The 18,405-nt window shown below is 56.5% G+C and carries 13 protein-coding genes; all 13 read right to left on the reverse strand.

The window, feature by feature from the left end:
* Positions 1–397: 397 nt before the first annotated feature.
* Positions 398–2,797, reverse strand: coding sequence for an InlB B-repeat-containing protein (locus FY034_RS06040; protein WP_265554460.1), 2,400 nt, complete (start codon positions 2,795–2,797; stop codon positions 398–400).
* Positions 2,798–2,848: 51 nt separating this feature from the next.
* Entirely contained in the window at positions 2,849–5,686 is a 2,838-nt protein-coding gene (locus FY034_RS06045) for an InlB B-repeat-containing protein (protein WP_265554461.1), read from the reverse strand.
* Between the two features lie 258 nt (positions 5,687–5,944).
* On the reverse strand, positions 5,945–6,595 hold the full coding sequence (locus FY034_RS06050; RefSeq protein ID WP_265554462.1) for an InlB B-repeat-containing protein: 651 nt from the start codon (positions 6,593–6,595) through the stop codon (positions 5,945–5,947).
* Between the two features lie 39 nt (positions 6,596–6,634).
* Positions 6,635–9,013: a M6 family metalloprotease domain-containing protein gene (locus FY034_RS06055; RefSeq protein WP_265554463.1), complete on the reverse strand. Its 2,379-nt coding sequence runs from the start codon at positions 9,011–9,013 to the stop codon at positions 6,635–6,637.
* 49 nt (positions 9,014–9,062) lie between these two features.
* A complete protein-coding gene (locus tag FY034_RS06060) occupies positions 9,063–9,962 on the reverse strand; it encodes an IPT/TIG domain-containing protein (protein ID WP_265554464.1) in 900 nt (299 codons plus the stop codon).
* Positions 9,963–10,059: 97 nt separating this feature from the next.
* Positions 10,060–10,512, reverse strand: coding sequence for a type IV pilin protein (locus tag FY034_RS06065; protein WP_322573237.1), 453 nt, complete (start codon positions 10,510–10,512; stop codon positions 10,060–10,062).
* A 61-nt stretch (positions 10,513–10,573) separates the two neighbouring features.
* Positions 10,574–11,062: a type II secretion system protein gene (locus FY034_RS06070; protein ID WP_265554465.1), complete on the reverse strand. Its 489-nt coding sequence runs from the start codon at positions 11,060–11,062 to the stop codon at positions 10,574–10,576.
* Positions 11,059–13,311, reverse strand: coding sequence for a secretin N-terminal domain-containing protein (locus tag FY034_RS06075; RefSeq protein WP_265554466.1), 2,253 nt, complete (start codon positions 13,309–13,311; stop codon positions 11,059–11,061). The genes FY034_RS06070 and FY034_RS06075 overlap by 4 nt, the downstream gene beginning before the upstream one ends.
* A gap of 73 nt (positions 13,312–13,384) precedes the next feature.
* Complete coding sequence (locus tag FY034_RS06080) at positions 13,385–13,981, reverse strand: hypothetical protein (protein ID WP_265554467.1); 597 nt, start codon at positions 13,979–13,981, stop codon at positions 13,385–13,387.
* Positions 13,978–14,526 carry a hypothetical protein gene (locus FY034_RS06085; protein WP_265554468.1) on the reverse strand — a complete coding sequence of 183 codons (549 nt, stop codon included), beginning with the start codon at positions 14,524–14,526 and terminating at the stop codon, positions 13,978–13,980. The genes FY034_RS06080 and FY034_RS06085 overlap by 4 nt, the downstream gene beginning before the upstream one ends.
* Positions 14,523–15,071, reverse strand: coding sequence for a PilN domain-containing protein (locus FY034_RS06090; RefSeq protein ID WP_265554469.1), 549 nt, complete (start codon positions 15,069–15,071; stop codon positions 14,523–14,525). The genes FY034_RS06085 and FY034_RS06090 overlap by 4 nt, the downstream gene beginning before the upstream one ends.
* Positions 15,071–15,991, reverse strand: coding sequence for a type IV pilus biogenesis protein PilM (pilM, locus tag FY034_RS06095; RefSeq protein WP_265554470.1), 921 nt, complete (start codon positions 15,989–15,991; stop codon positions 15,071–15,073). Before pilM ends, FY034_RS06090 begins: the two co-directional genes overlap by 1 nt.
* A gap of 154 nt (positions 15,992–16,145) precedes the next feature.
* The gene (locus FY034_RS06100; protein ID WP_265554471.1) at positions 16,146–18,275 is read right to left on the reverse strand and encodes a chitobiase/beta-hexosaminidase C-terminal domain-containing protein; all 2,130 of its coding nucleotides are present in this window, start codon (positions 18,273–18,275) and stop codon (positions 16,146–16,148) included.
* Positions 18,276–18,405 lie beyond the last annotated feature (130 nt).

An 18,405-nucleotide genomic window follows, 5' to 3' on the forward strand; every position in this document is an offset into this window, starting at 1 on the left:
GCCCTGGGCCTGGATGTAGATGCGGCCAGTCTGACTGCCGCTGTAGCTGATGGTGCCGGTAGCGGCATAGGGGGTTGGTGGAGTGATCGATGCCTGTGCATAGGTACCAGTCAGTAGCAGGCCGAATGAGACTAGCATCACCGTGATAATCGTCACGTTTGTGAAATAGCGAGACATGGCCGCCTCCTCTTGCCAAGAAGTGGCACCGGTAGGCTAAGGTGTTGATGCTGTATTAATGTTTTTTAATTTTATCGTTAGTATAACGCTGGTAAGTGGTTTGTCAAGCGGCACCGGCTAGTTTTTGGCTGACATCTAACATGTTGGAAGAAGAAAGGTTTTGAGGCGTTGGTGACATTTGGGCACCAACGCCTCAGGTTGTCCAGGCAGGAACGGTGGATTATTTTATGATCAGATTTTCCACGGTCAGGCTACCGGTTGTTCCGCCAATGGTGAGGATACCGCTTAGCGTGCTGTAAATACCGGAATTACTGCTGAACCCGGCATTGTAGCCACCCTTTAAGGTCACCGGTTTGGTTACGGTCAGGTCTTCTACAAACGGTTCAACAGCCAGGGTGGTTGCATTATGGAGTTCACGGGCCAGAATGATGGCATTGTCACCAGCGTTGGCGTGGGCAAGGGTTAAGGTGTCATAACCGCTGCCACCGCTGATTTTGGCCTTATAGGCACCGGCAAAGCTGCCGGTTACCGTGGTGTCGGCGGTGATGCTGAAGCTGCAACCGCCAGCTGTGGTACAACCGGCTGGTCCACTGAATGTGGTGAAGGTTGAGTTTGCATCAGCCGCTGCAGCCAGGGTCACCGTGCTGCCTGAGCTGAATGAAGCGGAGCAGGTTCCGGTCTTGGTGCCGCCATTGACGGAGCTGCAGGAGATGCCGGAGCCGCTGATGCTGCCGCCTCCATTGACAACGCCGGCTGCGGTGGAGACAAGGTTAATCGTGAGGGTTGGCTGGATAGCAGGTACTCCTAAAACACTGATATCGTCAATATGAATATTGTTACCATAGCCGCTGATACCTTTGAAAATAAGATAATTGGTTGTGCCGGCAAAAGTGCCGGGAATGGCAAAAGAGTAATTATACCAGCCGGCAGTGGCAACAGTGGGTGACAGTGTTGTTAAACGATTAACGGTTCCCAGTAATGTTGCACCGGTCAGATTGTTAGCTGTGTTGATGTAGACTTCTACGCGATCATCATTTGTTACTCCTGCATCTGAATATTCCGTAGGATCCCGATACATCCAGAAAGAAGCGGTATTGTTGGATGTTCCTGATAGAGAAAAGACAGGTGATGATAGAGCCGCAGAATACCCTGAATATACATCAAATGAATTGAAGAATACCAGATTGGCGCCGCTGTGGGCAGCTATACCGGTGGGATGAACGGTCCCTGCATTGGTTGCCCATGTTCCGTCTAGTGTTACGATGCTGGAGGTCCATCCAGCTGGCAAGGTTGGCGCTGAAACAGCATCGAAAGTCTGGTTGAAAAGAGTCGTAGCTGTGGCAAAGCTTGCCGTCACGGTCGTGTCGTTGGCCAGGCTGACTACGCAGGTTCCCGTTCCGCTGCAGCCGCCGCCAGACCATCCGCTAAAGACCGAGCCGGTGTCGCCAACAGCAGTCAGGGTCACGGAGGTACCCTGGGTAAAGCTGTTACTGCAGGTGCTGCCACAGGAAATCCCGGCTGGCGCTGAGGTGACGCTACCACTGCCGGTGCCGTTTTTGGTAACAGCCAGGGTGTACGTGGGAGTTGCAACGGTTGTCCAGCCAAGATCCTCCAACAGGCCAATCGTAACAACACCAGGATCATGAATAGCCCGGCCGTAGGACACGGCATAGACCATCATGGCGTTGGAGGTGTTGACGAACGTCGTATAGTCCAGGTGGGAATAACTGCTGCCGGAAGCCCAGGTGGTCGGTGCATACAGTTTGACATCGGTATTGTTGTTGGCAATGTTGGCTTTGGTGCCGCTGAACCAGACATTGTTGCTGGTAAGCACTGTTCCGAGCGCTGTTGAAGGGTTCGGGAAGATGGTGGTGTTCAGGAGTGCCTGGCTGCTGCCATTGTAGGCAAAACGGTCATAGGCGTATATTGTCGAATAGCTGCCCGTACCGCTTGATACCGTCATCCCGCCGGCAAACCCCAGCCCGTGTGCAACCTCATGAGCAACAACCGTGATAAAATCAATTTTGTCGGCAGGAGTGTTGCCATCCGCACTATAGTACCAGTTAAACGTACTGCTGTAGGCGATATACATATCACTCTGACCAACATTAAGTTTTGATCCTGCCAGTGCATTTGCCAGCGCAACCTTATAAAAGGTGTTGGGAAGCGGGGCGTTGGTAAAGTTTTGATATGCAGACAGTGAGGCTGCGTGCCCCAAGACACCGGTTGCAAGGTTGGTTGCCCAGCAGGCGTCAATGGTAATCGGTACAGAGGAAATGACTCGTGTTGACCAGACGCTTACCGCTGTTTCAAAGGAGGTCTTTGCCTCATCGGGCCATGTCGTGCAGGTGTCGCCTACACCGTAGGGGTCAGAGCCTGCAGGCAGGTAATTGATGACAAAAGTACTGGCCATCACGGCGGCCTTACTCAGCTCTGAAACCGGTTTTGCTGGGAGCACGTGGTTGTAGTTTGGAACCGGGTCAACCACCAAGGGCACGACGAGCCTGTTGGTACTGACAGAATCTTTGTCAAGGGCCAGCACCGGAGACAGAAGGAACAAGCACAGCAGCAATGAGCTGGTCACCGTTACCAATAAGCGAGTAATTCTTTTAGGCTGCATGTCTGTCTCCTTGCTGTTCATCTGTATACCTTAAAAGATGATGGTCTCAGGTCACTTAATGACAAGATTTTCTACGGTCAGGCTGCCGCTGCCAATTGTGAGCTGTCCCTGCAACGAGGTATACGCGCCGACAAGCGGTGAGAAGTTTGCATCCATGCCGCCCTTCAGGGTGACGGCAATGCTGCGGTTAAGGTTGAGGTTTTCAGCAAAGGTGATATCCCGCGCCTTAATGACCGGGTCGCTGGTCACTCCGGCATAGGCCAGCGTGAGGGTTTCAAAGCCAAGGATGCCGACTTTAGTTTTCGGGGCGGCGCTGAAGCTGGCAGTAACTGATTTGTCGGAGGTTCCCATGGAAACGCTGCACCCTGCTGTGCCGCTGCATACACCGCCCCAGCCGGCAAAGGATGAGTCACTGGCGGGGGCGGCTGCCAGCGTGACGGTTGTATTCTGATCGAACTGGGCAGCGCAGGTGCCGGGGCAGCTGATACCGCTTGGCGAACTGGTGACACTGCCGCTGCCACTGCCGGACAGGGCAACGGTCAGGGTTGGTTGAATCGCCGTAAAGGTTGCCGTTACCGATGCATTGGAGTTGGCCTGTACCGTGCAACTGCCGGTGCCGCTGCAGGTACCGGACCAGCCGGTGAACAGGGAACCATCCACAGGAGTGGCCTGCAGGGTGATCCAGGCGGCTGCAGGGTAACTGCCGCTGCAACTGCCTGAGCTGCAGGTCATGCCGGTGGGGGTGGAGGCGATACTGCCGCTGCCGGTACCGGCCAGGGTGACAGAGACGGTGACGGAGGGCAGGTAGTGCAGCAGTACCTGATTCTCTCCGGCGGCAACGACCGTCACGGTCTCGGCATTGGCACTGTCAGCGGCATTGGGATACCAGACCGGCGTGCTTTCGCCAAACGGTGGCGTATATTTTAGCTTGTAAGAGGCGGGTGAGATTCCCCCCAGGGTGATCAGGTTACTGTCAAGGGTCGGGTCGCCTTGTCCGTATTTACTAAAAAGCTTGGTACCGGAGCTGTCGCAGAAATCCAGATCAATCCAGGGCTCACTGCCAAAACCGCCGGGATCGAGGGATCTGGCCGCTACCTTGACCAGGCCGTAGCTTGGATCGTTAACTACAATAAGTGGTAATTCTTGGAATGCTAAAGTAGAAAAACCCAGATCAAAACTACCGACTAACAGGTCCGCATTGACTCCAATTGTGCCAGGGGTGGGCGGCTGTCCATCAAGTTCATTCTTAACCTGGAACGTGCCAGTAAAATTATAGACTCCATCTGCTGAGGCACATGTAGAATTAAGTCCTAGTTCAAACTCAAACATGCCCAAAACACCGTACCCACATCCATAAGACATATTTTCAGGGGGGGCAGATGCAGGCGGAATAAGTGTTGCTGTTACAGTAACTGTTTTAGGTAAGTTTTTGTTGGTGATACTGGAGGGGGAAAGAACCATATTTGTGACCTTGGGACTGCCTGCCAGTAAAATAGGAACGGTCAGGGTTGCGCTGGTGCCATCCATGGTGCTGGCAACAATATTTGCACTGCCGTTGTCCAGTGCAAATACGCTGGGGCCATAAAAGTAGATCTGGTATACCCCCAGAATGGCGGAGTTGGATGAGCTGTAGCTGATTTGGGTATCCAGTACCTGTCCGGTACTGTCCTGGGCTTCAGCTCTGAACCCGCTGACGGCCCCCTGTGTGGTGACGGTAGGCAGGCTGGTAATTTCCTCTGCAGCGTTATTGTAGAACTTGATAGCAGCAACGCCGATGGTGGTCAGGCTAAAGGGGGCAGCGACCGTGCCTGAGGGGGTGGTCGTGCGTACCTCGGCACTGTAGGTCTGCCCTTTGGTCAGTCCGGAGGTGTTGATGCGGATTGAAAAGCCGCCGCTGTTTTTTAGTGAGGCCGGGGTAAGCTGGACCGTGCCGTTAGGGAAGGGTGAGGCGCTGCCGTCGGGGCCGGTCACGCTGAAGGCTAATCCGGTTGAGGTAAAGCCGTTCAGAAAGTCGCCGCGTACCACGAACTCGGCAATCTCGCCGCTGACTACCGTCTGCTGCGGTTTCATCACCATCAGGGCCAGGTGGGGTGAGGTCACCAGGAAAGGGAAGATTCCGTCGCTTTCGACATAGCCGCTGGTTGCCCGGATCAGTCCGCTGCGGCCGCTGGATTGTACGGTGGCGTTGATGGTGGTGCTGTTCCAGCTGGTAGCCGCCAGTCCTGAGCTTGAGCCGGCCAGGGTCAGGCTTCCGGAACTGCCCAGATCCGTGCCGCTGATGGTCAGGGCTGTTCCGAACGGTCCTGTGGAGGCGGACAGTCCGGTGATAACCGGCACTGCCCCGACAATAACATCAACGGGGGCTGTTACAGCAATAGTGGCAATCTGGAAGTCACCGCTGCCTTCCTTGTGTATCGACAGTCGGACAACCTTCTGGGCACCGGCCGGTACGACCACACTTCCCGTTACGGTGGTGCTGTCTGAGATCGTGCTGTTATCAGGATTGGCCAGCTTCAGTTGCTGGCGGTTGTTGGATGCATCAATGTATTCAAGGTACACGGCAACGGTTTTGCCGTCAGGGGCGGATAGCTTGGTTAGTGCACAGGAGAATACAAAGGTTTTATTGGCCACATTGGTGACGTTCAGGTTCTGATACAAGACCTGTCCCAGGTAGCCGTAGCTGGGGTGCAGGTCAACCTTGCCGCTGCTGAGCGGATTCCAGCCGTAGGGGATGGCTGGGTCCAGGTTCCAGGAGGTTAAGCCGGAGCTGAAATTGCCGTTGCGGGTGACCGTTACTGCTGAAACAGCATAGCTTGCTGAAGCACAGGTCAGAGAAATGGCTGTAAACACAAGCAGGATATTGAAAAATCTTGAGAGGGTTCTGAGCATGGCAGCCTCCTTGAAGAACCTTTAACATTTCTTAACACAGTACCATACTTTAGGCCGCGGTCAAGCCATGCCGTCGGTTTCCGGACAGAGATGGTGACATTTTGACCAGACGTGTTCGCCAGCTTTTTGATGCAGAAAACGGCTGTAAAAGCTGTGCGACACTGAAACTCACGCAGCTTTTGCAACCGTTTCCCAGGAGCAGCAGGTCAGGAGTTCAATCCTGACCGCTGCTTTCCAGTCCGGTGCCTATGCTGGGTCTTACTGTATGATCAGATTTTCCACTGTCAGTGACCCGCTGGTGCCCCCTATGGTGAGGATGCCGCTTAGTGTGCTGTAGATCCCTGTATTACTGCTGAACCCGGCATTGTAGCCACCTTTAAGGGTGATTGCCTTGGTTATGGTCAGGTCTTCTACAAACGGCTCAACAGCCAGGGTGGTTGCATTATGGAGCTCGCGGGCCAGGATGGTCGCACCGGAACCCGCGTTGGCATGGGCAAGGGTTAAGGTGTCATAACCGCTACTACCGCTGATTTTGGCCTTGTAGGCACCGGCAAAGGTGCCGGTTACCGTGGTGTCGGCGGTGATGCTGAAGCTGCAACCACCGGTGCTGCAGCCGCCGCCGGACCAACCGCTAAAGGTAGAGTTTGCATCAGCAGCTGCAGCAAGGGTCACCGTGCTGCCTGAGCTGAATGAAGCGGAGCAGGTTCCGGTCTTGGTGGCGCCATTGACGGAGCTGCAGGAGATGCCCGAGCCGCTGATGCTGCCGCCGCCTTTGATAACCCCGGCAGCGGTGTAGGCGTGGTTGACGGTAAGGGTGGGCTGGGAAACAGGAATAATCCCTGTCACCACCACATCATCAATATCCCAATCATTATCGTAATTGGCATTATAGTATCTGAAACGCACCATGACATTCGATCTGCCTGCTGCAAGCGATGAAATATCGATCTATTCTGACCCGATATAATCAGCAAGGCTCTTGCTCCAGACAGTGGTCCAGGGGCCTGCAGCCCCATTACTGCTGATGTCAACATTCGCAATTTCTGACGAATAACGATCGAAAAACGTTTTGAACTTCAAGAATACGATGCTATATGCGGCCAGATTCAAGACTGGTGTCCGTAGCTCCGTATCCATATTGACGGTACCGGCATAGTCGCTGTCAGCAATGGCAAAATTACCGGTGCCGCCGGTGTCGTTAGGATAGCCCTGCGGGTTGTCGAAACGCCAGACCGCTCCCGTACCGGCATTGTCTGTAATGCTCCAGCCTGTTGGTGTGGTGCTGGCATCAAAGCTCTCTGACAGTACGGTGGTTGTGGTGGCCGGGACAAAGGATGCGCTTACCGTGGTGTCTGTGGCCAGGTTGACCACGCAGGTGCCAGTGCCGGAGCAGCCGCCGCCGGACCAGCCGCTGAACATGGCATTGCTGTCAGCGGTTGCCGTCAGGATTACTGAAGAGTTCTGGACAAAACTGCCACTGCAACTGCTGCCGCACGAAATACCGGCCGGTGATGAGCTGATGGTGCCGCTGCCGCTGCCGGTTTTGGCAACGGTCAGGGTTTTGGTGACGGCCGGTGCAACGCTGAATGTCATGGTTGCTGACGATGTGCTGAAGCTGTTGAAGGTCAGTGCAGATCCGGTCCCATCCCACCAAGTGGCACTGGGGAGGCTTGAGGCATGGAAGGCGTTGGAGTAAGCCGTTGCCGTGTTAGCCGGATAGTAGAGGTCATTGACATCGCCGCTGTTCTGGTTGTTTTCAAAATGCCACAGGTTGTCCGCCTGGACAAGGGTCAGCTCATAGTTGGCATGGCTTGTATTGGGAGCCAGACTCTGGTTGTCCCGGTCACCCAGTTCATCAACATGCCAGATGGCGATGCCTGCAGCAGGCAGGCCGCTGTCTCTGCCGGTTTTTTGCCGGTTTTCAAAGAGATAATATTCTGTGGAAACGCCGGGTTTCTGGTAGCGGTAGAAGGTGTTGTAGCCGCTGGTTGGCGCTGCGGTCAGGGTGGCGGTGCTGTTTGATATGCTGGTCAGATCGATGGTGGTGGCCCAGCCCGCCGCCCGCTTGAGGTAGGCATCAACCTGGCTCGGGTTTGTTCCGCCGCCGCCATAGCCCATCAGGCTGAATACTCCGGCACCGCCTTTTGAATCATAATCATAATCGTACAGGTCCGGGAAGTCACAGAGCATATGGCCGTTTTCATGGCAGAAGGTTCCCAGCTCCAGCGCTGTCCCGACATTGGTGATTTGGTAATAGTACAGGTATTTCCCATTGCCTAATGCCACCGGGCTTGCCAGAACCCAGGAGTGGGGCCAGAGGCCGTTTGACCAGACGCCGCTGTTATCACCGGCAAAATAGACGTTAAAAGCGGCAACATTGTTGCTGGCATCGGTCGTGAGCGTGCTTAGGGTTGGCAGGATGGTGCTGGTGTAATCAGGTCTGGCCTTCAGGATCGTTAGGGCATCGTTGATCAGCAGTCGCCCCTGGGTGCCGCAGTTGTCAGCGACGGATGTGTCGTTGTAGTAACTTTTGGGCTGCGCCATCCGTACATAGGCAATGACCACGTTGGTGTAGGTCAGCTGGCCATTGGAGACATCGCTGAAATACTTTTTGACCGAACCGTTGTTGCTGTAGCCGGAATAGGAGTCGCTATTAAGAAATGAATCGATCTCGCTGCTGGCAATGGTGGCCGGGGCATCTGAAAAGTCGATCAGCAGAGTCAGGCCCTGCTTCACACCAAGCGTTGTTGAGGATGGTGGGGCAAATACAATAGAACTTCCATTGCCGGTTGCGGATGCTTCCGGAGCAGCTGCAAGCGTGGGGCTGGCTGATTTCCTGAGGTCCCCCAGTTTTTTGGCCTTCAACTGTTTCCAGCGTTCTGACAGTCCGACCTCTTGATCCCACTTCACCCTTTTGGCACGGGCAGCAGCTGCAGCAGCTGCGGCATCAATGCGGATATGCTGATTCAGCCCCCGGGGGGGCTTGTCGTGCGCAAGCACACCGGTGGAAACGAGACTCTTTCCGTCAGCCGCACGTGTGGCGTAATAGTACGCCTTTGTTTTTGGATCAAAGAGCACTGTATATCCGGCTTTGGTTTCAAAAACAGCACGGAATTCGTCACCATGCCCCTGCAGAGTGACCCTGGAGTTGTCCGGTTGGGTAAACTGAAAATCCTTTGCAAACGGCGCTGCCCACACCAGTGCGGATGAAGCCAGTACCAGCAGTAATGCAGACAGGATGTAGACAGAAAGGATCTTGGAGAAAGAGGAGGGGACCACCGCTGCTGCTGTTTTGTCTCGCCTGATCATACCTGAAATGCTGAACACGGTTGTTTCCTCCAGTCTGTCCGGGAGTCTGCCCTATTTATCCAAGGGGTTAGGGTGCGGTTACCAGCACGGTCCGGCTGGTGGCGCCACCCGGGTTTACCACTTGTATGCGCAATTCTTTGGGGGATGACGAGTAGGGGTGCCGCTCGTAGATCATCCTGGTGCAGTCCTGGTAGATCAGGCGGTCCCGTTGCTGATTGTTGTTGCCTTCCACCCTGACTCCGTCAACCAGAACGGAGCTGGTCTGTAGGAAATTGTCACCCTCAATGATCAGTTCATAACTGTTGACGTGGTCGTTGCCGGTGGTGATCGAGGTTATATCTGGGGCGGTGACAATGGAAAGCCCGAGTGGCGTGCTGCTGATATCGCCGTTTTTGACCGCGACCTGATGCAGGCCATCGCGAACATTGGGGGCTGTGAATTTAATGGTGTCGGGTGCGCTGACCCGGCTGCGGATAATGGCGCCGTCAAACAGTAGTTGTGACGAGGCGTTGAAGTTGCGCCCCTGTATGGTTACGTCGCGGGCTGAACCGCTGGTGCAGGAGGTGACACGGTCAGGATCTATGCTGATTGCCACCGGTTTGAGCGGTAGCACCGTAAAGGCGTAGGAGCGGGAAGCACCATCCGGGGCGGTCACGGTCAGTGAATACTGTCCCGGTGCGGCATCACGGGGGATATCAAAGGCGATCCGGCGGTCATTCAGCACCCGCCAGGCAAGCTCATCGCCTCCCAGTGCCAGCCTTAAGCCGTCACTGAGGCCGCTTATGGCCAGCAGCACCTGAGTGCCCGGTTCCGCTTGTGCCGGCACGATGCTGAATACCACCAGCGATCCTGATTGTTTTGCGGAACGGGGGACGGTAGCCTGTCCGGGAGGAGGCGCTGCGTGCGCTGTCGCAAGCAGCAGGACAGTAGTCAGTATCAGCAAGAAGTGTAAGGTGTAGCGCCGCATACAGTCACCTCGGGTTTACCTGTCAATGTTGCATGGTACATTCTGAATGTTGGATGATGCCCATTCAGCATCCAACATTCAAAATTGCCTTTCCAACTTACCATTCTTTGTACGGAACGCCGTTTCTCCCCACTAGTTCCGAGCCGCTCTGCACATCATAGACATTACCCTTGGGCAGCGGGATAGTCCCCACCGGCTGGGGATTGCTGCCGCTGTCTTCCGGCGGTTTTTCTGCAGGTGGAGGGATCGTGATCCAGGTGTCATTCTTTCTGGTAAAGGGATCGGTGGGAATGCCGTGCAGGTATTTACGCTCGGTAAGGTCTTCAAGCTTGTCCGGATACTTGCCCTGGTCAGCATAGTACTGGTCAATGGCCGAGCGGATACCGTAGAGGTTCTCCTGCAGGACCGCCTCGCGGGCCCGGATCAGGGCCCACTGGTAATTAGGCACGGCAATGGCTGTCAGAATGCCGATGATGGTCATGACGATCATCAGCTCAATCAGGGTGAAGCCGTTTCTGCCCTTAATGGAGTTATTCCGATTCCAGTTCAAGGATGATGGCAAGGAGCCAATGACGAGCCAACGAAGCTTGCGCCTTGAAATGGAATCGGAATTACCAGTCTTTATAGTTGCTGCCGTCAATGGCAACTCCTTCACTGAGTGAATAGACGTCAAACACATCTTCCTTGCCCCAATTGGTTGCATCCGGTTGATCCGTGTAGGAGCGCATGCCCCACTGCGGCGGCTGGCCCGGTTTGGGCGGGTTCATCGGATCAGGCGGAATGCGGCGCAGAAACTTGCGCTTTGCCCCGTACAGCCCGCCGAAATCTTCTCCTTCAACCAGCAGTTCCAAGGTTTTGGGGTAGCCTGAGGCCTGCAGGGTTGCCACTATCTTTTTCTGCTCAACTGCCTTGTCATAGGCCTTTTTGTAGTCATCAATCGCCGTGCGGATGGTGCGCAGGTTGCGGTGCAGCTCAATCTCGCGGGTCCGTTTGGCGGTCATGCGGCTAAACGGCAGTATCGCCGATGCCAGCAGTGCCAGCAGGGTAACCGCGATAATCAGCTCAACCAGGGTAACCCCTTTGGTGCTGCGATTCATCATTGATCAGTCGCCCCGGTAGCGGGCTCCGGAGGTTGTGTTATTCCTTGGCCCGGGTCCGGCTCTGCTGTGACCGGTGCCGGCGCGGATTCTACTGCAACCGGAGGTTGAGGTGCAGGTTGTGTCACCACCGGTGTTGTAACCGGAGCCATCTTAAAGACGCTGTTCGGTTTTCTGACAGGCGGTAGCATAGCCGGCTGATTCTGTGCCGAGGGCTTAGCCGCTGGTAGTGCGGTTGGCACCGCTGGTGCAGATTGCTGCTGTGCTGCTGTTGCCGGCTTGGCCGGAACTGCAGGTGGCTGCAGCGGCTTGATTGGTGCTTGCGCAGGTGTAGCCAGTGCCGGTTTCGGCTGTATTGCCGGAACTGTCGGATGAGCTGCCGCTGCCGGCAGCGCTGCGGCGTATTCCGGCTCCTGCTCAAATGAGGCATAGGGAGGGGTCACCGACGGGTCATCCTCTTTGCCGGAGATGAAAGAGGTTACCTTGCGGGGCTGCACGGTCACGCCCCTGACCAGCCGTGGTGTGATGGCCAGGATCAGCTCGGTCTTGTCATTGTCGGTCTTGCTGTTTGACAAGAGCGGTCCGATAAGCGGGATGTCACCCAGCAGGAAGATCTTCTGCTTGCTGTCGCTGTTGCTGTGGGAGATCAGACCGCCGATCACGCTGGTCTCTCCGTCTTTGAGGCTTAGAACCGTATCCAGATTGCGGGTGCCGATGGTGACCACCGTGGTGGCACTGTCCTTGCCGCCCACGGTCTCGCGGGAGATGATGGAGCTGACCTCAAGCCCCAGCTTGATGGAGACCTCGTTGTTGAGCTGGATGGTGGGCTCGGCATTGACCTTGACCCCCACATCCACGTACTGCACGTTGACCTGCGAGGTGGTGCCGGTGGTGGCCATGGTTGTGGTGGTGATCGGTACCCTGGTGCCGACGTTGAACTTGGCCTTTTCCTTGTTCTTGACCCTGATCTTGGGATTGGAGAGCACCTCGCCGTTGGTCAGGGTCTTGCCGAAGTTGTACTGGGCATTGGGCACGGTGACATAGCCGCCGAAGCTGTTGATGCTGAAGGCCTTGACCAGGTTCTTGATGGTGGCGTCGGTGGTGACCGTGGTCGATGTCGTGGAGGTGGTATCCTTGAGCGTTGTTGCCAGCAGTTCGTTGCTGGGTGAAAACGCCCCCAGCTGCACATCGTAGTTGCTTAACAGCAGGCCGACGTTGTGGGCGTTCTTGTCGCTGATCTCGATTACCTCGACATCCAGCACCACCTCTGCCTCCGGCAGGTCATGGGCCTCCAGGATCTTTTCAATCACATCGGTAACATCACTGGTATCCCGCACCACCAGGGCGTTGGCATCTTCGTTGATATACAACCGCCTGACCTGCAGCATGGTCCTGATCAGGTTGGCCGCCTTCTTGGCATCCAGGTGGTTCAGGTTGAAGGTGCGCAGCTGCATGTCCTGATACTGCTTGGTCTTCTCTGCGCTGTGCGGGTAAATCAATACCGTGGTCTCGTTCAGTACCTTGTGTCCCAGTTTGTACATGCCGGTCAGGAGATCGGTTGACTGGCGGAAGGTGGCGTTTTCCAGGGTAATGGTGACGCTCTGGTCTTTGACGTCCGGGTCAAAGATGAAGTTGATGCCTGACAGTTGCGAGATGACCGAGAATATGTCCTTCAGGCGTGTCTCACGGAAACGCAGGGTGATCGGCTGTTTTGACTTCAGCTGCAGCTCAAAGCCGTCAAGCTTGGATTTGCGCAGCGTGGCAATGCGCTGGGCTGCGCTGCGGTACTCCGGGGTCTCCGCTGCCAGGTCCAGGGCCCGTCCAAAGGCGGTGGCCGCGTCCCGAAGTTTATTGCCCTTTTCCAGGGCCAGGCCTTCCTGGTAGGCGGCGGCAGCATCCCGCAATCGGATGGCATCGGCTGCCTTTTGTACAAGCCGGGGCTGACTGCCGTCAAGACCTGCAGCGGTTTGGTAGGCGGTCACGGCGCCGGCATAATTGCCTGTCTTTACCAGGGTATCACCCTCCTGCTCACGCCCCCTGGCCGCAGCCATGCGTGTGTTCAGGAATTTTACCCGGTATTCCGACTCCTCCGGGGCATTCTTGACCGCCTCGGCGTAGCGGTACATCGCCTCTTCCAGCTTGCCCTGTTCTTCCAGGTCCTGGCCTTCGTTGTAGTTTTTGCGGGCGGCAGAACAGCCGGAAAGCGCCACAAGGGTGGCAACTATAACAACTATGTACAGTGGTCTGGTCATATCATCTCCACAGATCAAGACTTCATAGTACTACCGTATCCCGATATTCAACATTCAAAATTCAACATTGTCTTTACCGCATTCCCAGCGACATCTCGTCACCGTCATCCGCATGCAGCACCAGCCTGTCGTCAGTGATGGCGGTCACCTTGTAACCGTTGATCAGGCTGTCCCCCACGCGGACCAGTTTGATCTGCCCTCCCTTGGCCAGGAATGCCACCTGTTTGCCCTGCTTTTTTAACAGTCCCAACGACTTGTACTGTGCCAGTTCTTTGCGGGCCAGCTCCTGAGGTGTTGGCGGTGGCGGCGGTGGGGGGGGCGGGGGTGGTTTAATCGCTGCCGCTTTTTTGGCGGCGATCTTGGCCTCGACAACCTGTAGCGGGATAAAGAGATCCCGTTTGATCCGTATCCCGGCCTGTTCCTGCTCCGGTAACGCCAGTGGCTGGTACGCCGTTGCTGCAGGGGCAGCTGCACCTGGCGGTGCCTGAGCAGGAGCGGCAGTCTGGGCAGGACCTGGAGCAGGACCTGGAGCAGGACGTCGGGCCGGCAGGTTGCTGCCGGCCGGCCGGGGGGCGGCAACCTGTTGCCGGGGGGTCCGCAGCCAGGCATAGGCGAGAGAGAGCATGAAGATGACCAGGAGTGCGATCAGCAGCTGTTTCTGGCGGTTCATGGCTGCTTCTCCCGCAGGTAAATGGTGAGTTGTAGGTCAAGCGCGACCTTTTCAAGACCGGGGTCCGGACTGGAGAATGAGACGCTGTCAAGGGTTGAGATACCGTCAAGACGTTCCAGGTCGCCGATCAGGCGCTTCAGTCCGGGGTAACTGCCGCTGGCAGAACAGCTCATGCTGTAGGCCAACAGGCCGTCAAGGTCGGTCTTGCGAATTTTGTAACTCATCGCACCGGGGGTGACATTGTGCAGTGCCATGAAGTCGAGGATCTCGCTGATCACACGGGGAAATTCATGGCGATAGGGGATGGTTGCGTAGAGCTCACGGATCTGCTCCCTGTCGCGCTGGTAGCTGTCGGCACGTTGGGCTTCAGCCCGGGGAGCTGTCAGACGCCGCTTGTTGTTCCAGTCCGACTGTTGCTGAGCCAACCGGGCTGTCTGGTGAAAACCGGCGTACCAGAGCGATCCACACAGCAGCAGTGCCAGCAGCAGTGCCGTTAACAGCAACCGGTTTTCATGCAGGATCTGTAGCAGCAGGGCCTTTCTCATGGACCATCCCATCTCAGGCTGATCACAAACCTGATGCCGGCTGGGGCCCCCGGCATGCCACGCTGCGCACTGTCTTCGGTTGAGACCAGGGTGGGGGTCTTGATGCCGCCGGTGTCGCCAAGCCGCTCCAGCAGATCGGAAAGCAGCGCCAGGCTGCGGACCCGTCCTTCAAGCTTGACGGTTTTGTCTTTCTGATCAGGGAGTATGGCCGTGTAGGCAACGCCGTTGGGGGTGGCCTGTTCAAGTGCATCCAGCAGCACCCGCCGGGAATTGCGCCGTTGGGCCAGAATATTGTTGAGGGAGGCCACCTGGCGGCTGTGCAGGTTGAACTCTTTTTCAGCCACCCCGGAAGGCGGTGCGGCCAGCCGTTTGTCAAGCACGCTGATCGCCGTTGCCAGCTTTTGCGATTCAGCACGGTATCCGATCAGTTGTCTGGCGCCAAGGATGCTGAGCAGCAGCAGCAGGGCCAGCAGACAGAACAGCCATCCCCTGAGCCGGGAACGGTTGTAATAGCGGCGGGTGGCAAGGTTGATGGTTATTTGCATCAGGCAGCCCCCAGGGCGGCACCGATAGCGGCGCTGGTCTGAAACAGCTGTTGTGCTGTAAGGCTGAGCTCTGCTCCCTGTTCGACCAGTGCGGCAAGGGTAATCATGCCGGGCGGAGTACCACGTGTTTCTGCCAGCAGCGTTGCAAGCGAAGAATCGTGTGGAGCTGTCAGGGCATGGCAGGTGCCGGGTAAGGTGCCGCCGTAACTGTGCCGGGCAGCAGACAGAGATGTTGCCAGTTCCCGACGCAGCAGGGTGGCCTGCCCAGGTCCGGACGGCAGAGGCTTGACCCGGTAGAAAATCGGCTTGGCATCAGACAACGCAATGGCGCCAAGGACATTGTCATACAGGGTGATGATCTGCCCGGTCTCTATCGCCAGATGGTCAAGCAGCCGCACCAGGTGCAGCGTATGGAAACTGATCCGTGCCGGCTGCAGTCCTGCTTCCTGAGCCAGCTCTTCGTACTGCTGGATCACCGTGCGATGCGCCAGGGCCACCAGCAGATCAGTGCTGCCGTCCGGCTTGCGTTCCAGCAGCTGAAAATCAAGCTGCAGGAGTTCCGGGTCCATGCCCAGCCGCTTGGCTAGCTTCCAGCGGAGCATGACGGCTGCCTCGTCACGGGTTTTCCAAGGGTCATCAAGGCTTGTCAACAGCAGGAGTCCGGCATTGTCCGGCAATGAAAGTGCTATCCGGCGCGTGGGCAGGTTGAGGCTGCCCCATGCTTCACGCAGTGAGCTGACAAAGGCCGCCGGTTGTAGCACCTGGGCCTCTTTCAAGCTGTGTTTGAGGGTGTGGGGGGGGAGTGTGGTACGGGTTGCGCGTTGCAGTACGGTTTTGCCGGCCGAGCAGGAGAGCATGACAGCTGCAATACCGCCGTAACTGACTTCAATACCAACCGCTTTTCGCTGCAACAGTCCCATAGTGCTCCAGATAGCCTGTTTGACCGTATAGTGTAAGCACTATCAGTACCATTCAAGCCAGCCGGTGTCAATCCGGCGGCCATGAAAAATGAGTGGAAATAGAAAGCCCGCCGGGGAATCGGCGGGCTGGTAAATAGATAGTGCGCTTCAGTTATTATTTGGTGGTTTTTAAACCCCGCTCGGCTGCACGGCTGAAGTTGTGGCAGAAGGAGCAGTCGATCTTCTCGCTGGTGACGTGCTTGCTGTGCAGCGAGGTGAAGCTCGGCAGGCTCTCATTGCCGTGGCACTGGGTACAGACCACGGACTGGGCAGCCTTCAGGGCATAGCCCATCGACTTCAGGTTCATCTGGGTTGCCGGTACGCTGGTGGTGCCGTGGCAGGCAGCGCACTGCAGGGCGTTGGCCTTGGGTGCCACGGTGTGGTTCAGCATCTGGTACTCGTCAGCCTTGACCATGCTGTAGGCATCACCAGGGTTCAGACCCATGTTGGTCATGCCGGACTGGATGGCACCGGCCACATCGGCGGTCTTGAAGTAGACCGAGGTGTTCAGGGCGATCAGCTTGCCGCTGGCAGTATGCATCGGCTGGGTCGAGGTCTTGTACTTGAACGGATACAGCTTGGTGTTGGCGGTGTTGATGCCGCCGTTGGGACGGCTGATCTTGTAGTTGCCGGTGGCCGGATCGATGACCGCCACGTCATGCAGGTCATAAACCCAGGAGGTGCCGTCAAAGAAGGCGTAGACCGGCTTCAGGTTGTTGGCACGGACAACGGTCGGCTCCCAGCGGTTGTTGGCCACTGACCATTCGGGGGTTACCCAGGTGCGGTCGGTTTCAGTGGACTGGTCGCCAAAGCCGGTTACGGTATCCAGTACGGCATCGGCAGCCTTTCTGCCGTAGGAGGGGATATGGCAGGTCTGGCAGGCCACACGCTTCAGGTGGGTGTTGATGGCGGTCGTGGCATGACCGCCATTCAGGGCAGCCTTGTTGCTGTGGCAGCTGCTGGTTGCACAGCTGACGGTTACGGTACTGTCGGTGGGACGCAGGTCTGAGCCGCGACCGGCCACATGGTGGTTGGTGTAGGTGTGGCACTGCTGACAGGTCAGGTTGGCGCCGGTTGAGGCCATATGGACATCGTAGTTGCGGTCGGTGGTGGTGCCGTTGATCAGGGCCAGGTCGCCACGCTTGAGGGCATCGCCGCCGCCGCCTTTGGCATGGCACTGCAGACAGTTTGATTTAACCGGCTTGTGCAGGGTCTGTACGGCCTGATCCATGGAGATGGTCATCTTGACGGTGTCCGGTTCAAACAGGCCGGTGGTGGCATTACGCACCCGCTTGTAGGCAACCTGGTGACAGACCAGACAGTCGATGTTCTGGGTGGCGTCGGCCACGGTGCCCGGCTTGGCACCGGCACCGATATGGCAGCCGCCGCAGCCGTTAAAGTTGCCCAGGGTGTTGATGCAGTAGGCGTTGACGGCGGTGTTCAGCTTGCCGCCGGTTACCCCCGGCTTGTTGCTGATGGCAGCATAGGGGGTCTCCCACTTGTAGTGGGCCGAGGTGGCCAGGTCGGTGGCCTGCTTGGTGTGGCACTGCAGGCACATGGTGGTGCCGGTATAGGTCAGGCTGGTGTGGTTGGCCGTGGGATCTCCCGATGGGTTAATGGTAAAGATGGCGGTCTTGGCGGTTTCACTGTTCCCGGCGCTGTCTTTGGCAAAATAGGTGAGCGTTGTACTGCTGCTGACAGGAATCATGCCGGTATAGACGGCAGAGGCGGTGGTGGGGGTACTGCCGTCGGTGGTGTAGTAGATGGTGGCTGCCTCATTGGCTGTCAGCTGGACATTGATCGCTGCTGTAAAACTGCCGCCGGATGGGTTTGCCGTGGTCACCGGTGGGGTTATGTCGCCAGGAGGCGGCGTTGTCGTTGATCCACCAATGGTAAGGTTATCAATAATCAGGGTGCCCTGGCGGATGGTCAGGTCGCTGCCTAATACGGTTGTGCCGACCTGGGCATTGAAGGCGTCATTAAAGCCGCCCTGTATGGTCAGGGTGACACCGGGGCGGTTAAAGACAACCGATGCCGTGTCCGGCAAAGGGGTGGCGGCCAACATGATGTTGGTCAACGAATCTGTCAGTGCGGTTGTCAGAAACTGGTTGTAATAATAGGTTGTATTATAAAAGGCGTTTGGCGCGGAAACAACTGCTGAGGAAGCAGTGGTAAGGAACGTTGAACACAGTGCAGCACCAGCCAAAAATGATAGTAGCCAACGATGCATGGATTTTGTACGCATTGCCTCTGCTCCTTGTGGTTAGGGCGAATGTGATAAATGCTAACTGGGGTTTGGTCTGATTAAACACACTGATATTGTTTTAAAATACCATAAAGCATACTTGTTGAGTCAAATAAAAAATAATCAATAG

Source organism: Trichlorobacter lovleyi (assembly GCF_015239775.1).
Classification (GTDB): Bacteria; Desulfobacterota; Desulfuromonadia; order Geobacterales; family Pseudopelobacteraceae; genus Trichlorobacter; species Trichlorobacter lovleyi_B.